This is a genomic window from Pseudomonas sp. No.117, from assembly GCF_054558395.1.
This window is the reverse complement of the sequence record NZ_BAAJNP010000001.1, coordinates 127900-145059: the sequence shown is the minus strand read 5'-3', so window position 1 is coordinate 145059 and position 17160 is coordinate 127900. Positions and strand designations below refer to the sequence as shown.

17 protein-coding genes are annotated in these 17160 nt (G+C 69.5%); 8 read left to right on the top strand and 9 right to left on the bottom strand.

Features of this window, described 5'->3' with window-relative positions:
* Positions 1-248 precede the first annotated feature (248 nt).
* Positions 249-1568: a Na+/H+ antiporter family protein gene (locus tag ACYJP6_RS00690; RefSeq protein ID WP_459472544.1), complete on the top strand. Its 1320-nt coding sequence runs from the start codon at positions 249-251 to the stop codon at positions 1566-1568.
* Positions 1569-1637: 69 nt separating this feature from the next.
* The gene (locus tag ACYJP6_RS00685) at positions 1638-2579 is read left to right on the top strand and encodes a GNAT family N-acetyltransferase (protein WP_459472542.1); all 942 of its coding nucleotides are present in this window, start codon (positions 1638-1640) and stop codon (positions 2577-2579) included.
* Here the strand turns inward: ACYJP6_RS00685 and ACYJP6_RS00680 are convergent.
* The 5 genes from ACYJP6_RS00680 to ACYJP6_RS00660 form a co-directional block, all read right to left on the bottom strand.
* A complete protein-coding gene (locus tag ACYJP6_RS00680) occupies positions 2576-2800 on the bottom strand; it encodes a DUF2934 domain-containing protein (RefSeq protein ID WP_145008557.1) in 225 nt (74 codons plus the stop codon). The genes ACYJP6_RS00685 and ACYJP6_RS00680 overlap by 4 nt on opposite strands.
* Positions 2801-2977: 177 nt before the next feature.
* Positions 2978-3805, bottom strand: a complete 828-nt coding sequence (locus ACYJP6_RS00675; RefSeq protein WP_459472540.1) for an AraC family transcriptional regulator — start codon at positions 3803-3805, stop codon at positions 2978-2980.
* Positions 3806-3851: 46 nt separating this feature from the next.
* The gene (locus ACYJP6_RS00670; protein ID WP_459472538.1) at positions 3852-4163 is read right to left on the bottom strand and encodes an AzlD domain-containing protein; all 312 of its coding nucleotides are present in this window, start codon (positions 4161-4163) and stop codon (positions 3852-3854) included.
* Positions 4160-4852, bottom strand: a complete 693-nt coding sequence (locus ACYJP6_RS00665) for an AzlC family ABC transporter permease (RefSeq protein ID WP_459472536.1) — start codon at positions 4850-4852, stop codon at positions 4160-4162. The genes ACYJP6_RS00670 and ACYJP6_RS00665 overlap by 4 nt, the downstream gene beginning before the upstream one ends.
* 76 nt (positions 4853-4928) lie before the next feature.
* Positions 4929-5687, bottom strand: coding sequence for a ParA family protein (locus tag ACYJP6_RS00660; protein WP_459473395.1), 759 nt, complete (start codon positions 5685-5687; stop codon positions 4929-4931).
* Between the two features lie 230 nt (positions 5688-5917).
* On the opposite strand from ACYJP6_RS00660, the gene ACYJP6_RS00655 reads away from it, so the two are divergent.
* Positions 5918-6712: an OBAP family protein gene (locus ACYJP6_RS00655; RefSeq protein ID WP_459472535.1), complete on the top strand. Its 795-nt coding sequence runs from the start codon at positions 5918-5920 to the stop codon at positions 6710-6712.
* Between the two features lie 15 nt (positions 6713-6727).
* On the opposite strand, the gene ACYJP6_RS00650 is transcribed toward ACYJP6_RS00655, so the two are convergent.
* Complete coding sequence (locus ACYJP6_RS00650) at positions 6728-7573, bottom strand: EamA family transporter (protein WP_459472534.1); 846 nt, start codon at positions 7571-7573, stop codon at positions 6728-6730.
* A gap of 127 nt (positions 7574-7700) precedes the next feature.
* Between ACYJP6_RS00650 and ACYJP6_RS00645 the strand changes: the two genes are divergently transcribed.
* On the top strand, positions 7701-8396 hold the full coding sequence (locus ACYJP6_RS00645) for a YoaK family protein (RefSeq protein ID WP_459472532.1): 696 nt from the start codon (positions 7701-7703) through the stop codon (positions 8394-8396).
* A complete protein-coding gene (locus ACYJP6_RS00640) occupies positions 8393-10024 on the top strand; it encodes an ATP-binding response regulator (RefSeq protein ID WP_459472530.1) in 1632 nt (543 codons plus the stop codon). Before ACYJP6_RS00645 ends, ACYJP6_RS00640 begins: the two co-directional genes overlap by 4 nt.
* Here the strand turns inward: ACYJP6_RS00640 and ACYJP6_RS00635 are convergent.
* On the bottom strand, positions 10017-10658 hold the full coding sequence (locus tag ACYJP6_RS00635) for a LuxR C-terminal-related transcriptional regulator (protein WP_459472528.1): 642 nt from the start codon (positions 10656-10658) through the stop codon (positions 10017-10019). The two genes, ACYJP6_RS00640 and ACYJP6_RS00635, sit on opposite strands and share 8 nt — an antisense overlap.
* Before the next feature lie 117 nt (positions 10659-10775).
* A complete protein-coding gene (locus ACYJP6_RS00630) occupies positions 10776-12179 on the bottom strand; it encodes a NorM family multidrug efflux MATE transporter (RefSeq protein ID WP_459472526.1) in 1404 nt (467 codons plus the stop codon).
* Between the two features lie 103 nt (positions 12180-12282).
* On the opposite strand from ACYJP6_RS00630, the gene ACYJP6_RS00625 reads away from it, so the two are divergent.
* From ACYJP6_RS00625 to ACYJP6_RS00615, 3 genes are all read left to right on the top strand, one after another.
* A complete protein-coding gene (locus ACYJP6_RS00625; protein ID WP_459472524.1) occupies positions 12283-13212 on the top strand; it encodes a LysR substrate-binding domain-containing protein in 930 nt (309 codons plus the stop codon).
* Positions 13213-13355: 143 nt separating this feature from the next.
* Positions 13356-15326, top strand: a complete 1971-nt coding sequence (locus ACYJP6_RS00620) for a methyl-accepting chemotaxis protein (protein WP_459472522.1) — start codon at positions 13356-13358, stop codon at positions 15324-15326.
* Between the two features lie 127 nt (positions 15327-15453).
* A complete protein-coding gene (locus ACYJP6_RS00615; RefSeq protein WP_459472520.1) occupies positions 15454-15645 on the top strand; it encodes a hypothetical protein in 192 nt (63 codons plus the stop codon).
* Here ACYJP6_RS00615 and ACYJP6_RS00610 read toward each other — a convergent pair.
* Positions 15642-17132: a YifB family Mg chelatase-like AAA ATPase gene (locus ACYJP6_RS00610; protein WP_459472518.1), complete on the bottom strand. Its 1491-nt coding sequence runs from the start codon at positions 17130-17132 to the stop codon at positions 15642-15644. The genes ACYJP6_RS00615 and ACYJP6_RS00610 overlap by 4 nt on opposite strands.
* Positions 17133-17160: the final 28 nt, after the last annotated feature.

Sequence of the window (17160 nt, the reverse complement as noted above, 5' to 3'; positions counted from 1 at the left end):
GCCGCTGCCAAAGGTTCAGTCGCAGAGGGATCGGCGCCACCCTTTCGGCCTGGGTCGAGTGGCGCTCCTTGTTCCTGGGGCCCGCTGAACCGAGAGTCGCCCGGAAAATCCGGTCTCCGCACTTTTTCCACCCGATCGCCGTACCTTCCGCTGTGGATAAGCCCGGCAGGGTGCCACCCATCCCCGGCCTTTGACGTCCGCGCCCCGCTGCGGCAGAGTGCGCGCCCTTTCGTGGTGCGGAGTCGGCAATGAATGCGGTGGTGGTAGCGGTAGGGCTCATGCTGGTCCTGAGCCTGGCCCGGGTACACGTGGTGGTGGCGATGATCGCTGGCGCGGTGGCGGGTGGCCTGGTCGGTGGCCTGGGGCTGGAGGGCACCCTGCTGGCCTTCAATGCCGGCTTGGGCAATGGCGCCAAGGTGGCACTCTCCTATGCGCTGCTGGGCGCCTTCGCCGTGGCCATCAGCCAATCCGGCCTGGCGCACATGCTGGCCGATCGGGCGCTGGCCTTGATGGAGCGCCAGGCCGCCCAGGGCGGGCGCTCGCTGCGCTGGGCGCTGCTCGGGTTGCTGCTGGCGGTATCCATCGCCTCGCAGAACATCCTGCCCATCCACATCGCCTTCATCCCGTTGCTGGTGCCGCCACTGCTCTATGTGCTGACGCGCCTGGAGCTGGATCGCCGGCGGCTGTCCTGCGTCATGACCTTCGGCCTGATCGCCCCCTACATGTTCCTGCCGGTGGGCTTCGGCAGTCTCTACCTGCACGACATTCTGCTGGCCAGCGTCTCGCGTGCCGGGGTGGACGTGAGCGGCGTGGATCCCAGCCGCGCCATGTTCCTGCCCGCCCTGGGCATGGTGGTCGGGCTGCTGCTGGCGGTGTTCGTCAGCTATCGCCGGCCGCGCCGCTACGACCTCAGCCTGGTGGCGCGCACCGAGCGCGCCGACCGCCCCTACAACGGCCGTACCCTGGCGGTGGCGCTGATCGCCGTGGTCGCGGCCTTCGGCGTGCAGCTCTGGCTGGATTCCATGATCCTCGGTGCCCTGGTCGGCTTCGTGGTCTTCACTGCCACTGGGGTGGTGCGCTGGCGTGAGGCGGACGACCTGTTCAGTGAGGGCGCGAAGATGATGGCGGTGATCGGCTTCATCATGCTCACCGCTGGCGGCTTCGCCGAGGTGCTCACCGCCACCGGCCAGATCAAGGACCTGGCGGCCACCGCGGCGGGCCTGATCGGCGACAACCGCGCCCTGGGCGCCCTGTTGCTGCTCCTGCTGGGCATGTTGGTGACCCTGGGCATCGGTTCGTCCTTTTCCAGCGTGCCCATCCTCGCCGCCATCCTTGGCCCGCTGTGCCTGCACCTGGGTTTCTCGCCGCTGGCCATCGTCTGCCTGATCGGCACTGCCGGCGCCCTGGGTGATTCCGGCTCGCCGGCCTCGGACTCGACCCTGGGGCCCACCTCCGGACTCAACGTGGACGGCCAGCACAGCCATATCTGGGATACCGTGGTGCCGTCCTTCCTGCACTTCAGCCTGCCGATGCTGGTGTTCGGCTGGGCAGCGGTGATGCTGCTGTAACCGGCGATTGCCGCCCGGGCGCAAAGCCTCGTCCGGGCCGGTCCAAGGCGTACTGCCCAGGAGTCGCCCATGCCTACCTCTGTCTTCCGTATCGAACCCCTGCTCGCCACCGACCTGCCCACCGCCACCGAGGTGGTCCGCCTGGCCTTCGCCACCTGGATGGGCGCCGCCGAGCCGGGGGAGTTCTGGAACGATCGCGACTATGTGCGCAGCCGCTTCGCCGCGCCCCATACCGCCTGGTTCAAGGCGCTGGATGACGGGCGGCTGGTTGGGGTGGTCTGCGTCACCCGCTGGGGTCGGCATGGCATCCTCGGTCCGCTGGCGGTGCACCCGGACTACTGGGACGCCAAGGTGGCCAAGGCGCTGATGGGCGCCGCGGTGGAACAGCTCGATGCCTGGCGACTGGTCCATGCCGGGCTCTTCACCTTTCCCGACAGCCCGCGTCACCTGGGCCTTTACCAGGGGTTCGGCTTCTGGCCGCGGACCCTGACCGCGGTGATGGCGCGTCCGCTGCAACGGCAAGCGGCGCCGGCCGCACTGCGACTGTCCCAGGCTGAAGACCCTGGCGCGCTACTGGCGGCCTGTGCCGAGTTGGGCGCGGCCAATGCGCGCGGGCTCGACGTCTCCGCCGAGATGGCGGCGGTACGCGATCAGCAGCTGGGCGAAAGTCTCGTCGTGCTGGATGACGAGGGGCGGGCGGAGGGCTTCGCCGTCTGCCATTTCGGCCCGCGCAGCGAAGCGGGGAGCGGGGTGTGCTACCTGAAGTGCGGGGCCGTTCGACCGGGTAACTCGGCCGCAGCCCGCTTCGCCCGGCTGATCGCCGCCTGTGACGAGCTGGCGCGGGAGCGGGGACAGCAGCGCCTGCTGGCGGGGGTCAACACCGCGCGGCGCGGCGCCTACCAGTGGCTGCTGGCGGCCGGTTTCCGCAGCGAGATCCTCGGCATCACCCTGCACCGTGGCGAGGCGCATTACGATCATCCCGAGGTCTGGCTGCTGGACGACTGGCGCTAGGCGTTGTCGGCGGCGGCTTTCTTGCGCGAGCGGCTGCGTGGCTTGGGTGCCGGCGGGGCGACGCTGCTCTGGATGCCGCCGACCTGGGTCAGGTTGTCGTCGGGCTGGTCTTCCAGTTCACGGTTGGCACGAAACCAGTGTTCGAAATCCTGGCCGTGCGGACGGCCTTCGCGCTCCCAGATTTCATAGGCGCGTTGGCGGATACGGTCTTCGAGACTCATGGGGCTGACTCCAGGAAGAGGGGCAGGGGGAGCAGAGGGTAGTTCCGCTCCTTACCCAGACTAGGCTGGCGGCGATCAGGAAAGTTTCTGCCCGAGCGCGACGCTCCCGCACGGCGCCGCCGCTTGCGCCGCTCTGGCAAGGCCTTCTCTGCCAGGCGACCGTTCGTCGGTGTTCGCCTAGCCGAGCCATGCCCGCCGATAGGCGCCCGGCGCCACGCCGTAGGCCTGCTTGAATTGCCGGGTGAGGTGGCTCTGGTCGGCGAAGCCCAGCTGGAGGGCCACCTCCAGCGGCGCCCAGCCGGCACGCAGCAGGCCCTGGGCGCGGGTCAGGCGCTGCTGCTTGAGCCAGGCATGGGGCGGCAGGCCGGTCGCGCGGCGGAACACCCGCAGGAAATGAAAGGGCGACAGCCCCACCGCCTGGGCCAGCTCTTCGAGGCTGGGCGGTTGCTGCAACTGCTGGCCGAGCAATTCTCGGGCGCGTTGCACCGCCAGGGGTTCGCGGCCCGGTTCTGCCAGGGCACTGAGGCGGGCATGGCGACCGAACAACAAGAGCAGTGCCTCGCGCCAGGCGGTCTGCTGCTCCAGCGCCTCGGCGCCGTTATCGGCCAGCCGATGCAGCTGGCTGAAGGCCGCGCTCACCAGGGGATCCTGCAAGACGCTGGTGGCGAAGGCCGGGGTCGCATCCAAGGGGCGTCCCAGTTCGGCGAAGACCGGCGCCAGTTGCGCCAGCGTCGGATAGAAACCGCGGTACTGCCAGCCTTCCGCGACTGCCGTCGCCCCGGTGTGCAACTCGTCCGGGTTGATCAGCACCATGCTGCCGGCGGCCGCCAGGTGCTCGGCGCCACGATGGCGAAAGCGCTGGGCGCCGCGCTCGATCACGGTGAATACATAGCCCTCGTGCACATGGGGCGCGAAGCGCTGGCGCCGATACTGGGCGTGCAGCAGCTCGACGCCGCCCAGCCCGCGAGCGGACCAGAGGCGGGCGTTTTCTTGTCGTTCTTTCATCACTTTCCCGTGGCACCAGACGCGGGCCTGGTGCCACCTTAGCGCGCTAGAGCAACCCGCGCAGCAGGTAGAAAATCCCCATGCTCAAGACCACCGTGGTCAGTACCCGCCGGGTCCAGAGCATCAGCCCCACGGCCGCCAGGCCGGCCAGCAGGTAGGGGCTGAGCAGGGTTGTGGCGAGGGAGGCGTCGCCTGGGATCAGGATGGGCCCACAGATGGCCGTGAGCATCCCCGGCACGGCGAATTCCAGGAAGGTGCGCAGATGGCGTCCCAGGCGCAGCGGCAGGCGCGGTTCGAGGAAGACATAGCGATTGAAGAACACCAGGGCGGCCATGCCGAGCAGGGTGGCGATGATCATGCCCAGGACTCCCGCAGCCGGCGCACGACGAAGCCCACGCTCATCCCCGCCAGGCCGCCCAGCACCAGGGCACCCTGCCACTGCAGCTGATGCAGCCAGACCGAGACCAGCAGCGCGGTGAGCACGCAGGCGACGTTGGCCAGGTCGCGCACCAGCGGCACCACCAGGGCGATGAAGGTGGCGGCGATGGAGAAGTCCAGGCCCAGGGCGCCCAGGTTCGGCAGCACCCGCCCCAGCAGCAGGCCGGCGAGGGTGAACAGATTCCACAGCAGGTAGAAGCTCAGGCCCATGCCCAGGGCGCGCCAGCGATCGAAGCTGGCCGGTTGCTCGGCATGGTTCAGGGCGAAGAATTCATCGGTGAGCAGGAAGCCGAAGCCCAGCCGCCAGGGCAGTGGCTGAGGCGCCAGCACCCGGCGCATATGCAGGCCATAGAGCAGGTGCTGGGAGGTCAGCAGCAGGGTGGTCAGCAGGATGGCGGCGAGGCCCGCACCGGCCTTGAGCATGCCCAGGGCCACCAGCTGGGCCGCGCCGGCGAACACCAGCAGGGAAAAGGCCTGGCCTTCCAGCACGCTGAGCCCGGTCTCGATGGCCAGAGCGCCGACCAGCAGGCCCCAGGGCGCGCAGGCCAGCGACAGCGGCAGGATCTGCCAGGCGCCCTGAGCGAAGGCGCGGCGGCGGGAAGGGGGCATTGGCAGGGCTCCAGCGGGCAAGGGATGCCCAGGATGCCGCGCCTAGCCCTGGCTCGTCTTGAACGTTCTTGCGCCCTCAGCCCTCCAGCAGCGCGAACAGCTCCAGATACTGCCGGGTCAACTTGTGGCTCGGGTCCAGATGGATCAGCGGACGATGTTGCTGGTGCGATTCGCGCATCTTCACCGAGGCCATCAGCGGCGCCGCCAGCACCGGCAGGTCGCGCGCCTGGAGTTCTTCGATCAGCTGGCGCGGGGTGCTGGCCTGGGCGTGGTACTGGTTGATGACGATGCCCTCGACCGTGAGGTGCTCGTTGTAGTCCTCGCGGATCTCCTCCAACTCCTCGATCAGGTCGTACAGCGCCTGCTGGGCGAAGACATCGCAGTCGAAGGGGATCAGGCAGCGGTCGGCGGCGATCAGCGCCGAGATGCTGTAGAAGTTCAGCGCCGGTGGGGTGTCCAGGTAGATGCGGTCGTAGTCTTCGCCGAGCTTTTCCAGGTACTTGGCCAGCTTCTGGATCTTGTACTTGGCTTCCAGCTTGAACTGCAGCTCGGTCAGCTCGCCGGAGGCGGCGATCAGGTCGAGATTCGGCCAGGCGGTGGCGTGGATATTGGCCTGGGCCTTCTTGCCGCCACTCAGGGTCTGCTTGAAGAAGTCGGCGATACCGTGGGGCAGGTCGTCGCCCACCTGGCCGGTGAGGTACTGGCTGGAATTGGCTTGGGGATCCAGATCCACCAGCAGGGTGCGGTAGCCCTCGTGGGCGCTGATGGCCGCCAGGTTGCAGGCGATGCTGGACTTGCCGACGCCGCCCTTCTTGTTGAAGACCACGCGGCGCAGGGCATGACCGGACGGAGAGCTGTGTGCGTTCATTGAGTCGTCCCGACAGAAATGGAAAGCCAGAGGCGCAAGGCCTGATCGACCGTTTCGCTTATACCGAAATGCCACGGTCGGACGATGACGAATTTATGGCCATTGCATGACAGCCGTATGACGAGCCTAGCGCAGCGGTGGAACCTTGGCGTCTGCCGCGCCTTCGAACTCGGCAAGCCCCCTGCCGAGAATCCACCATGACCGCCCTCCGGCTCCCCGCCCTGTTGCTGCTCGCCTGCGCCCCGCTGGTCCAGGCCGCCAATGACACCCGTTCCCCGGTGCCGACCCCAGGCGCCCCCGCCCAGACCGATACCCGCGTCCTCGAAGCCGGTGCCGATCTGCTGCAGCGCAAGCCGCCCATCGCCGCCCTCAACACCTACCTGGACGGCTTCCACTTCTATAACGGCCATCCCAAGAGCCAGATGGAAGCCCATCACTATTGCAGCGTGCTGGGTGAAGAAATGTTCCAGTGCGTGATCTACGACGGCAACGTCGCCGAGGCCAAGCTGATGGGCGTCGAGTACATCATCAGCGAGCGGCTGTTCAAGACCCTGCCCGAAGCCGAGAAGGCGCTGTGGCACAGCCATGTGCACGAGGTGAAATCCGGCCAGCTGATCGCCCCCGGCGTGCCCCAGGTGGCCGAGCACCGGCTGATGGACAAGCTGGTGCACACCTATGGCAAGACCTGGCACACCTGGCACACCGACCAGGACCTGGAACTGCCCCTCGGCGTCCCCCAGCTGATGATGGGCTTCACCGCCGACGGCCAGCTCGATCCCACGTTGCTCGCCGAGCGCGACCGCCGCCTGGGCGTTTCCTCCGCCGAGACCAAGGCCGCCCGCGCCGATCTGCCGACCCCCTCGGTCGCCCCTGGCGCCGACGCCTGGCAGCAGGGCAAGGTGATCCAGTTGCAGGACCCCACCGGGCAGTTGCACAACCACGACAGCGCGCACCGGGAGCAGGGCGTCAACGCCAGTTCCAACCAGCCGTGAGGGTAGGCTGGCCGCTCATGCCAGCTTGATCGCCACCACGCCGGCGACGATGGCCAGGCCGGCGCAGATCCTTCCCAGGGGCAGGCTCTCGTTCAGCCAGAGCACCCCGATCAGCAGGGCGAACAGCACGCTGGTCTCGCGCAGGGCCGAGACCAGGCCGATGGGCGCCTGGGTGGTGGCGACGATCACCAGGGTATAGGCCAGCATCGACATCACCCCGCCGGCCAGGCCGGCGCGCCAGTGCGGGCCGAGGCCGGCGAAGGCCGTGGTGCCCCGGGTCAGGCGCAACACCAGCGCCGCGACCAGGCCATTCACCGCGAACAGCCAGAGCGCATAGGCCACGGCATCGCCGCTGGCGCGGGCGCCGACGGCATCGGCCAGGGTGTAGCTGGCGATGAAGGCGCCGGTGGTGAAGGCGCAGACCAGCAGCGCGAGACTCAGGGGCGCGCCGCGGCGCGCCCCGAGCAAGGCCATCAGCGCAAGGCCGGTGACCAGCAGGCCCAGGCCGAGCAGGGCGGGTGGCGAGAGCGTCTCGCCCAGGGCGAGGAAGGCCACCCCGCTGACCAGCAGCGGCGCGCTGCCGCGGGAGAGCGGATAGACCTGGCCCAGGTCGCCGTAGCGATAGGCGCGGGCGAGGAAGGCGTTGTAGCCGATGTGCAGCAGGGCGGAGAGGGCGATCCAGGGCCAGGCGGCGGCCGGGGGCAGGGCGACGAAGGGCAGCGCCAGCAGCGCGGCGATGCCGGCGCCGATCTGGATCAGGCTGGCGGTGAGGAAGCGGTCGAGGCCGATCTTGAGCAGGGCGTTCCAACCGGCGTGCAACAGGGCGGCGAGCAGTACCAGGACGAACAGGGGCGTAGTCACTTGGCCTCCGGCCAGGCGGGTCCATCAGTCTAGCCCAGGGCGCCTTCCGGGTCGCTGCCTGTGGCGCCGAGGCGCTGTACGCCGCACACTGGCGGCTGAATTCCGCTGCCTAGCCAGGATGGCTGTCATGAATCTCCCGTCTTCCGCTTCGCCGGGACCTCTGCCTGCGCCCACGGCGCCCCGTCATGGTGCGGTCGGCCTCGCCCTGGTCGCCGGGCTATCACTGCTGGCCGGCATGACCGACGCCATCGGCTTCCTCGCCACCGGCGATTTCGTCTCCTTCATGAGCGGCAACACCACCCGCCTGGCCGCCGATGTGGCCGCCGGCCGCTGGAGCGCCGCGGCGCACCTGGCGCTGGCGATCGCCACCTTCGTGCTGGGCAATGCCGGCGGTGTGCTGTTGCAGCGGCTGACTCGCCAGCGTGCCTGCCTGCTGCTCGGGCTGCTGGCCCTGCTGCTGGCGCTGGCCGCCAGCCTGCCCGGCGGGCGCTTGGCGCTGCTGCTCGGGGTGTTCGCCATGGGCATGGTCAACGCGGTGGTGGAGCAGGTCTATGGCCTGCCCATCGGCCTCACCTACGTCACCGGTGCCCTCTCGCGCTTCGGTCGCGGCCTGGGACACTGGCTGCTGGGGGTGCGGCGTCCCGGCTGGGGGATCCAGCTGGTGCCCTGGCTGGGCATGCTGCTCGGCGGGGTGCTCGGCGCCGTCCTGGAGGCCGGACTGGGCCAGGCGGCCTGGTATGCCAGTGCCGTCCTGGCGGCCGCGCTGGCGGTGGTCTTCCGCTTGATCCCGCGGGCCTGGCAGCTGGGGTATCTGGCGTCATGAGGGCTTCGGTACAGGCCCTGGGTGTCGGTGCTCGCGATCCCGAACTGGGCCAGGCCAAGGTGCGCCTGGCCTTCATCCTGCCCGCCGCGGCCTATGTCGTCGGTGCCTGGGCCTGGGGGCTGCTCGATACCGCGGTCCTGCTGGCCAACCTTACGTGCTACGCGCTGTTCACCCTGATCGCCCTGGCGCTCTTCTTCACGGTGCGCCGGCGCCCGGGGGTGAAGCCCTGGCGGCGCCTGCTGGCCATGAGCCTGGACTTCAGCGCCATCACCTTCTCCTCCATCACCAGCGGCGAGGCCCTGCTGCCGCTGTTCGGCGTGCTGCTCTGGGTCACGGTGGGCAACGGCCTGCGCTACGGCCGCGGCTACCTGCTGCTGGCCACCGCGCTGTCGCTGACCGCCCTGGGCGCCACCATCGCCGGCATGCCCTTCCTGCAGCGCTACCCCACGGTGGCCCTGATGATGCTGGTCACCGCCATCCTGGTGCCCGGCTACGTCTATTTCCTGCTGACCCGCATCCAGGACTCCCTGCGCGAGACCCAGGCGGCCAATCTGGCCAAGGCGCGCTTCCTGGCCCAGGCCAGCCATGACCTGCGCCAGCCGATCCATTCCATAGGGCTGTTCACCGCCTGCCTGCGCGATGGCCAGCTGAGCGCGGACCAGGGGCGGCTGGTCGACAACATCGACCGCTCCCTGCTCGGCGTCGAACAGCTGTTCCGTTCGTTGCTGGACATCTACACCCTCGATCAGAAACAGGTCAGTCCCCGGCGCACGGTGGTCGACCTGGATACCCTGTTCGAGGACCTGGTCCGGCAGAACGCCGAGGCGGCGCGCTGGGCCGGCGTGGACATCCGCTGGCGCGCCGGCGGCCTGCAGGTCTACAGCGATCCGGCGCTGCTGCTCACCTCGCTGCAGAATCTGCTGTCCAACGCCCTCAAGTACGCGCCGGGACGGCCGTTGCTGCTGGCGGTCCGGCGGCGACAGGGCCGGCTGGCGCTGGTGCTCTACGACCAGGGTCCCGGCATCGCCGCCGAGCACCTGCCGCACCTGTGCGAGGAGTTCTATCGGGTGCGCGAGGCGCGGGATCGCGACATCGAGGGGGTCGGCCTGGGGCTGTCCATCGTCGAGCGCATCGCCCGGCTGCTCGACCTGCAACTGATCATCCGCTCGCGGCCCGGACGGGGTACCGCCGTCACGCTCCAGGGCCTGCCCCTGGCCGCCGTGCCGCTGGCGCCGCAGCGGCGGCCCGCGCAAGGCCCGCAGCCACTGCTCGCCGGCTGGCACGTGCTGCTCATCGAGGACGATGCCAATGTGTTGCAGGCCACGGCGACCCTGCTGCGCAGCTGGGGGTGCGAGGTCACCACCGCCACCGGCATCCCCCGGGGCGCCGTGGCCTGCGACCTGGTGATCACCGATTTCGACCTCGACCGCAGCGCCTCGGGCGCCGACTGCATCGCCTATCTCAACCGGCTGCAGGGGCGACGCATTCCGGCCATCGTGGTGACCGGGCACGATATTCCCCGCGTGCAGCAGGCGTTGGGCGATGGCGAGATCCCGGTGCTGGCCAAGCCGGTACGGCCGGCGGAATTGCGTGCGCTGTTGCTGGCCTTTCGCGTCGCCGCTAGTTGAGCGAGCGACGGGCGCCGAGGCCGGCCTTGGCGCCGAAGGCGGCGGCAGCAGCACGGGTGCCGACCCCCAGGGTGCGCAGTAGCGCGGAGACATGGATGCGCACGGTGAAGGGTGAGATCGCCAGGATCCGCGCGATCTCCTTGTTGCTCAGGCCCTCGGTGATCAGGCCGAGGACTTCCAGCTGGCGGGGCGTCAGCGCCTCCAGGCGATGGCCCGGCGCCGCGGGTGCCGATGCCAGGGGCGCCGGCGTATAGCGCACCACCGGTTGCCCGGCGAGGCAGTCGGCGATGGCCTCGGCCATGGCCACCGGCGGCAGGGCCTTGCCGATGAAGCCGTCCACCCCGGACGCCAGGATGTGCTCGATCACCGTGGCGTCCTCGAGCATCGAGATCACGATCAAAGTGCTGCGCTTGAACTCCTGGCGCAGGGCGCGCAGGGAGAAGCTGAGATCCTGGCCAGGGTAGAGCAGATCCAGCAGCAGGGCGGTGGGCGGCTCGTCCTGGCGGGCCAGTTCCAGTACCCGCTGCAGGCTGTCGGCCTGGTCCACGCGGGCTTGCGGCCGCAGCTGGCGCAGGATACCGGCCAGGCCTTCGCGGAACAGGGGGTGGTCGTCGGCGACGATGAAGCGTTCCATCTATGGCTATCCTGGGGCCGCAGGATCCGGTCGCAACGGCGGGGCGGCCCAAAGCCTCTAGTTTAACGCAGCGGCTGGGGGTGGACCATTGGTAATACTCTTTGCCTGGGTTGGGGATCACCCGTTGTGTGACATCCCCGCGGTGGGGGGCAGCGGGTCGTGCGCGGGTTGCACGGCACCTGCGCCGAGCTGGCGGCGCATCAGCCATTCGAAGGCGCCGGTCAGCAGCACTGCCGCACAGGCCAGGCCCAATGCCAGGCCCCACCAGACGCCGTGCGGGCCGAAGCCTCCCTGCACGCCCAGCAGCCAGGCACTGCTGGCACCGATCAGGCAGTAGCAGAGCAGGCCGCCATAGAAGCCGAGGCGTGCCTGGTGAATCCCACGCAAGGCGCCCTGGGCGATGCTCTGGGTGCCGTCGAAGATGACGAACAGCGCGGCGATCAGCACCAGCTGGCGCGCCAGGGTCGAGACCGGACTGCTGGCGTCCGGCAGGAACAGCCCCACCAGCCAGCCGGGAAAGCTCCAGAACAGCACGGCGATCCCCAGCATCACCGCGGCGCCACCGCCGATGGCCAGGCGCCCGACCAGCAGCGCCTCCCGAGGCCGCCCGGCGCCCTGGTGCTGGCCGATGCGGATGCTGGTGGCATAGGACAGCCCGGCCGGCAGCATGAACACCAGGTACACCAGCTGGTTGGCGATCTGGTTGGCCGCCAGGGCGGTGGCCCCCAGCGCCCCCATGCACAGGGCCGCCGAGAGGAACAGGCAGGCCTCCACTGCATAGGTGCCACTGATGGCCAGGCCCTGGCCAAGGGTATCGATCACCGCCCGGCGATCCGGGCGGCGCAGATAGGTAGCGAGGGGATAGGCGGCATAGGCCGGATGGCGGGCGATGTACAGCGCCAGGCACAGCGCCGCGCCGTTCATCACCACTGCGGTGACCAGGCCGATGCCTGGCAGCCCCGGGCGCGGCAGGCCGCCCCAGCCATGCAGCAGCGCCAGGTTGAGCAGGGCGTTGAGCGCCGCCGCCCCCAGCACTATGGTCAGTACCGGACCGGGGCGCTCCAGGGCGCTGGTGAAACCACGCAGGGTCATGAACAGCAGGTGGCCGGGCAGGGCGAAGGCCAGGCAGCGCAGGAAGGTCCCCGCGGCCTGGCGACTGTCTTCCGGCTGGCCCGCCAGGGCCAGCAGCGGCTCCATGTGCCAGAGCAGGCTGCCGGCCAGCAGCGCCAGGACCAGGGCGATCCAGATGCCCGCCGCCGTCACCGCCGCCACGCCACGGGTATCCCCCGCGCCGCGCCGCTGGGCCGCCAGGTTGGCCACGGCGGTGATCACGCCCACGCAAATCACCGAGACGAAGGAGTACACCGCCGCCCCGAGGCCACCGCCGGCCAGCGCCGCCGGTCCCAGGCGACCCATCATCAGGGTATCGGTGAAGACCATGGCCACATAGGCCAGCTGGGCACCGATCAGTGGCAGGGCGAGGCGCAGCAGGGCGAGGAGTTCGTGACGCGGCGAAGACATGGGCGCTCTCGCTGGCAGGGGCGGTTTTGACAAGAACTCATTGTTGGATCCCGTCGCCCCGCCCACAATCGGAAAATAGCCATGTCATCCATGAGTCTGAGTCATGACCGAGACCTCCTCGCGATTGCCGCCCCTCTATGCCTTGCGGGCGTTCGAGGCGGCGGCCCGCCAGGGCTCCTTCACCCGTGCCGCCCGGGAGCTGTCGCTGACCCAGAGTGCGGTCAGCCGCCATGTGCGGACGCTGGAGGAGGCCTTCGGCTGTCGCCTGTTCGAGCGCGCCGGTCGCCAGTTGGTGCTGACCGAGGCCGGCAAGCTGCTGCTGCCGGGTCTCAGTGAGGGGTTCGAGGCGCTGGCGCGGGCCTGTGGCAATCTCGCCGTGGAAGAGGGGACCCTGCGCCTGAAGGCGCCCACCTCCCTGTCGCTGCGCTGGCTGCTGGCCCGCCTGGCGCGCTTCCGCCAGGTCAGTCCGCAGCTGGATATCCAGCTCACCAGCGTGTGGATGGCCAGCGATCGCGTCGACTTCTTCCACGAACCCTTCGATTGCGCCGTGCTCCTTGGGGATGGACGCTTTCCGGCGGAGTGGGAAGTGGTGCCGCTGTTCGAGGAATGGCTGGTGCCGGTCTGCTCGCCAGCCGCGGCGCGCACCGGTGCCTGGGACGTGGCGCGGCTGCAGCGCGAGGAGCTGCTGCACCCGACCTTCGATCGCCGCGACTGGCGGCGCTGGCTGCAGGCCATGGGACTGGCCCAGGCGGTACCGCTCGGTGGCGGCCAGGTGTTCGACACCCTGGAGCTGGGCATGGCCGCGGCCGCGCGCGGCTACGGCGTCTCCATCGGCGATCTGGTGATGCTGGCGGAGGACGTGGCGGCCGGCCTCATCGCCCTGCCATGGCCCGATGCGGTGGCCAGCGGCGACGGCTACTACCTGGTCTGGCCGCGCAATCGCCGTGGCCAGGGACGCTTCCAGCGGCTGGCGGATTTCCTGCGCCAGGAGCTGCAGCAACTGTCCCTGCCAGAGGTTCGTCGTCACACGTGATACCAATTATGGCAATGGACTGAAGTTCCGCCCGAAGGCGCCGATAATGGCAAAGAACCTTTCTGGCAAGCAGCCTCCAGAGCTGTCCCTTTCGCCTTGTCATGCCACGCGTCGACCGGACAGTCGCACGCGAAGGAGCCGTCATGTCCAACCCACCTCGTAAAAGTATCGCGCGACAACTTGCCTTGGCCCTCAGCCTGGTGCTGGTGGTCGTCATCGCCGGGAGCTGCCTGTTCGCTCTGCACGCCCTGAGCGTGTCGATCGAAGGTACCCAGCGCAAGCACCTGGGGAGCGAGGCTCAGCTGCTCGCCGATCAGCAGCAGACCTTCCTCGGTACCCTCAAGGTCAGTACGCAGCGCCTGGCCAACCTGTTCGAGCGGCGCTTCGATGGCGGCCTGAGCCTCTCCGGCGAGCGCCTGCCGTTGGGCAGCAACACCGCGCCCGGCCTGCAGTTCGCCGACAAGGCGCTGAACAACGACTTCACCCAGGTCGACGACTTCACCCGCCTCACCGGCGGCGTCGCCACCATCTTCGTGCGCGATGGCGATGACTTCACCCGCATCACCACCTCGCTGAAGAAGCAGGACGGCAGCCGTGCCCTGGGCACCCAGCTCGATCGCAAGCACCCGGCCTATGCCGGCCTGCTGCAGGGTCAGGCCTACGTCGGCCGCGCCCAGCTGTTCGGGCGCTCCTATATGACCCAGTACACCCCGGTGCGGGACAGCGCCGGCAAGGTCATCGCCGTGCTCTTCGTCGGCTTCGACTACACCGACGCCCAGGCCCAGCAACTGGCCCAGCTCGCCCAGCTGCGCATCGGCGAGACCGGTTCCCTGGCGCTGCTCGACGAGCAGGGCAAGTGGCTGGTCGCGCCGGCCAACGCCAAGCAGGCCGATGAGCTGCTCGCCGCGCTCAAGAGCGATCCCAAGCGTCGCGAGCACAGCTGGCAGGACGGCAACCAGGACTTCCTCAGCGTCAGCGCACCGGTGGCCGGCGAAGGCTGGACGGTGGTCGCCACCCTGCCCAAGGCCGAGCTGGACGCTCCCGTGCATGCCGTCGGCCTGCGCCTGGCCATCGGCAGCCTGATCGCCCTGTTGCTGGCGGTGGCCGCCTCGGTACTGCTGCTGCGCCGCAAGCTCAGCCCGCTGGCCCAATTGGTGGAACGTGCCCAGGCCCTTGGTCGTGGCCAGCTCAGCGTCCGCGTCGAGGCCCGTAGTCACGACGAGATCGGCGAACTCGCCCTGAGCTTCAACCAGATGGCCGATGCCCTAGCGTCCACCGTCGAACAGGTGCGTGGCTCCTCGCGCTCGGTCACCGATCGCTCCCAGCAGCTGAGCCACCTCTCCGACCAGACCCTGCGCCGCTCCGCCGAGCAGTCGACCCAGATCGACAGCATGGCCAGCGCCGTGGAGGAATTCAGCGCCACCGCCCAGAACATCGCCGACGGCGTGCAGCGCACCGAGCGCCTGGTCCAGGAGAATGCCCAGCAGACCCGCACCGGCACCCAGGCCATGCAGGGCGCCTCGGGCGCGCTGGAGCAGATCGCCGACTCCCTGGCCAGCACCGCCGAACTCATCAAGGGCCTGGATGACCGTTCCCAGCAGATTGGCGGCATCATCGGCGTCATCAGCGGGATCGCCGAGCAGACCAACCTGCTGGCGCTCAACGCGGCCATCGAAGCCGCCCGCGCCGGCGAGCAGGGCCGTGGCTTCGCCGTGGTCGCCGACGAGGTCCGGCAACTGGCCGGTCGCACCAGCGAGGCCACCCGCGAGATCTCGCAGATGATCGGCGCCGTGCAGGGCGAGACCCAGCGTGCCATGGGCGCCATCGACGAGGGCAATCGGCTGATGGAACAGGGTCTGGCGCGCAACGCCGACGTGGCCCAGGCGCTGCGCAGCATCGATCGGCAGGTCGCCGAGGCGGTCGAGCAATTCTCCGGCATCGCCCAGGCCACTGCCGAGCAGAGCACCACCGCCACGGCCCTCAGCCGCAACATCCAGGCGATCGCCGTGGATAACGCCGCCCAGCGCGATGCCGCCGAGGTGCTCTCCGGCACCGCCGGCGAGTTGCGCCACCTGGCCGAAGACCTGAGCGCCGAGGTGGGTCGCTTCAGCTAGACATCCCGGAAAAGCTCACGCAAGGGAGGCTCAGGCCTCCCTTTTTCATTCCCGTTCGCCTTGGCGCTTGCCTGGCTGCAATACTCTGACTACTGTATGCAAATACAGTATCGAAGGAGGGGATGACATGGGTGTATCGAACGAGACGGTGCAGGCCGTCGAGCGCATGCTGACCACGCTGCGTGGAGAGCGCGACGACTATCGGGAGCTCGCCCACCAGTGGCGGGCGATGTGCTTCGAGCTGGTGCAGGAGAACCAGGTCCTGCGCGACCGGCTGCAGGAGCCGCCTCGCCCCGTCGGGCCCGCAGCGCGGACCTAGACCGTCGCCCGGTACTGCAACGCCTCGGCCAACTGCGCCCGCTGGATGTCGGCCTGGCCGGCCAGATCGGCCAGGGTGCGGGCCACCTTGATCACCCGGTGCAGGGCGCGCAGGGACAGATTCAGGCGTTCGCCGGCGCCTTCCAGCCAGCGCTGATCGGCGTCCTGCAGGGCACAGACCTGATGCAGCTGGTCGAGGCCGAGCAGGGCGTTCGGTCGGCCCTGGCGCGCCAGCTGGACGGCGCGCGCCTCCGCCACCTGCCGGGCCGCTTCGGCGGTCGTGAGTTCGGCCGCTGGTGGGGCGCCGAGGCGCAGATGCTCGCGGGCCACGGTCAGGTGCAGATCTATCCGGTCCAGCAGCGGGCCGGACAGCTTGGCGCGATAGCGCTGGATCTGGTCCGGGCTGCAGCGACAGCGCCCGCTGGGATCGCCGAGATAGCCACAGGGGCAGGGATTCATCGCCGCCACCAGTTGGAAGCGTGCCGGAAAACGCACCCGTTCCCGCGCCCGGGCGATGACGATCTCGCCGCTTTCCAGGGGCTCGCGCAGGACCTCCAGGACCTTGCGGTCGAACTCCGGCAACTCGTCGAGGAACAGTACCCCACGATGGGCGAGGGTGATCTCGCCCGGGCCCGGCCGGCTGCCGCCACCCACCAGCGCCGGGCCGGACGCCGAATGGTGCGGCTGGCGAAACGGCCGCTGCGGCCAATGCTGCAGCGGCTCGGGCCCGGCCACCGAATGGATGGCGGCCACCTGCAGCGCCTCCTCTTCGTCCAAGGGTGGCAGCAGACCCGGCAGGCGGCTGGCGAGCAGCGTCTTGCCGGTTCCCGGGGGACCGGCCAGCAGCAGGTTGTGGGCTCCGGCCGCGGCCACCACCAGGGCGCGCTTGGCCGCCTGCTGGCCCTGGACCTCGGCCAGGTCCGGATAGGGCAGTGGAGTCCGCAGCAGCCCGCTGGGCTGGTAAAGACCCAGGGGCGCCTGGCCGCTCAGGTGCCCGGCGAATTCCAGCAGGTGATCCACTGCCAGCACCGCCAGGCCACTGGCCAGGCAGGCTTCCTCGGCATTGGCGCGCGGGACCACCAGCACGCGTCCGGCCGCGCGGGCGGCGAGCGCCGCCGGCAGCACGCCGCGGATCGGCCGCACCGCCCCGGACAACGCCAGCTCCCCGAGGCATTCGTAGCCCTCCAGGCCCTGCGCCGGCAGCTGGCCACTGGCGGCCAGGATGCCGATGGCCAGGGCGAGGTCGAAGCGACCACCGTCCTTGGGCAAGTCGGCCGGGGCGAGGTTGAGGGTGATGCGGCGGCTGGGAAACTCGAAGCCGGCATTGAGGATGGCGCTGCGCACCCGGTCCTTGGCTTCGCGGACGGCCGTTTCCGGCAGGCCCACCAGGGTGAGCGCCGGCAGACCATTGGCCAGGTGAGCCTCGACGACCACGCTGGGCGCTTCGACGCCCACCTGGGCACGGGTATGAACGAGGGCAAGCGACATGATCTCTCCCTGATCGCGATTCGCTGGA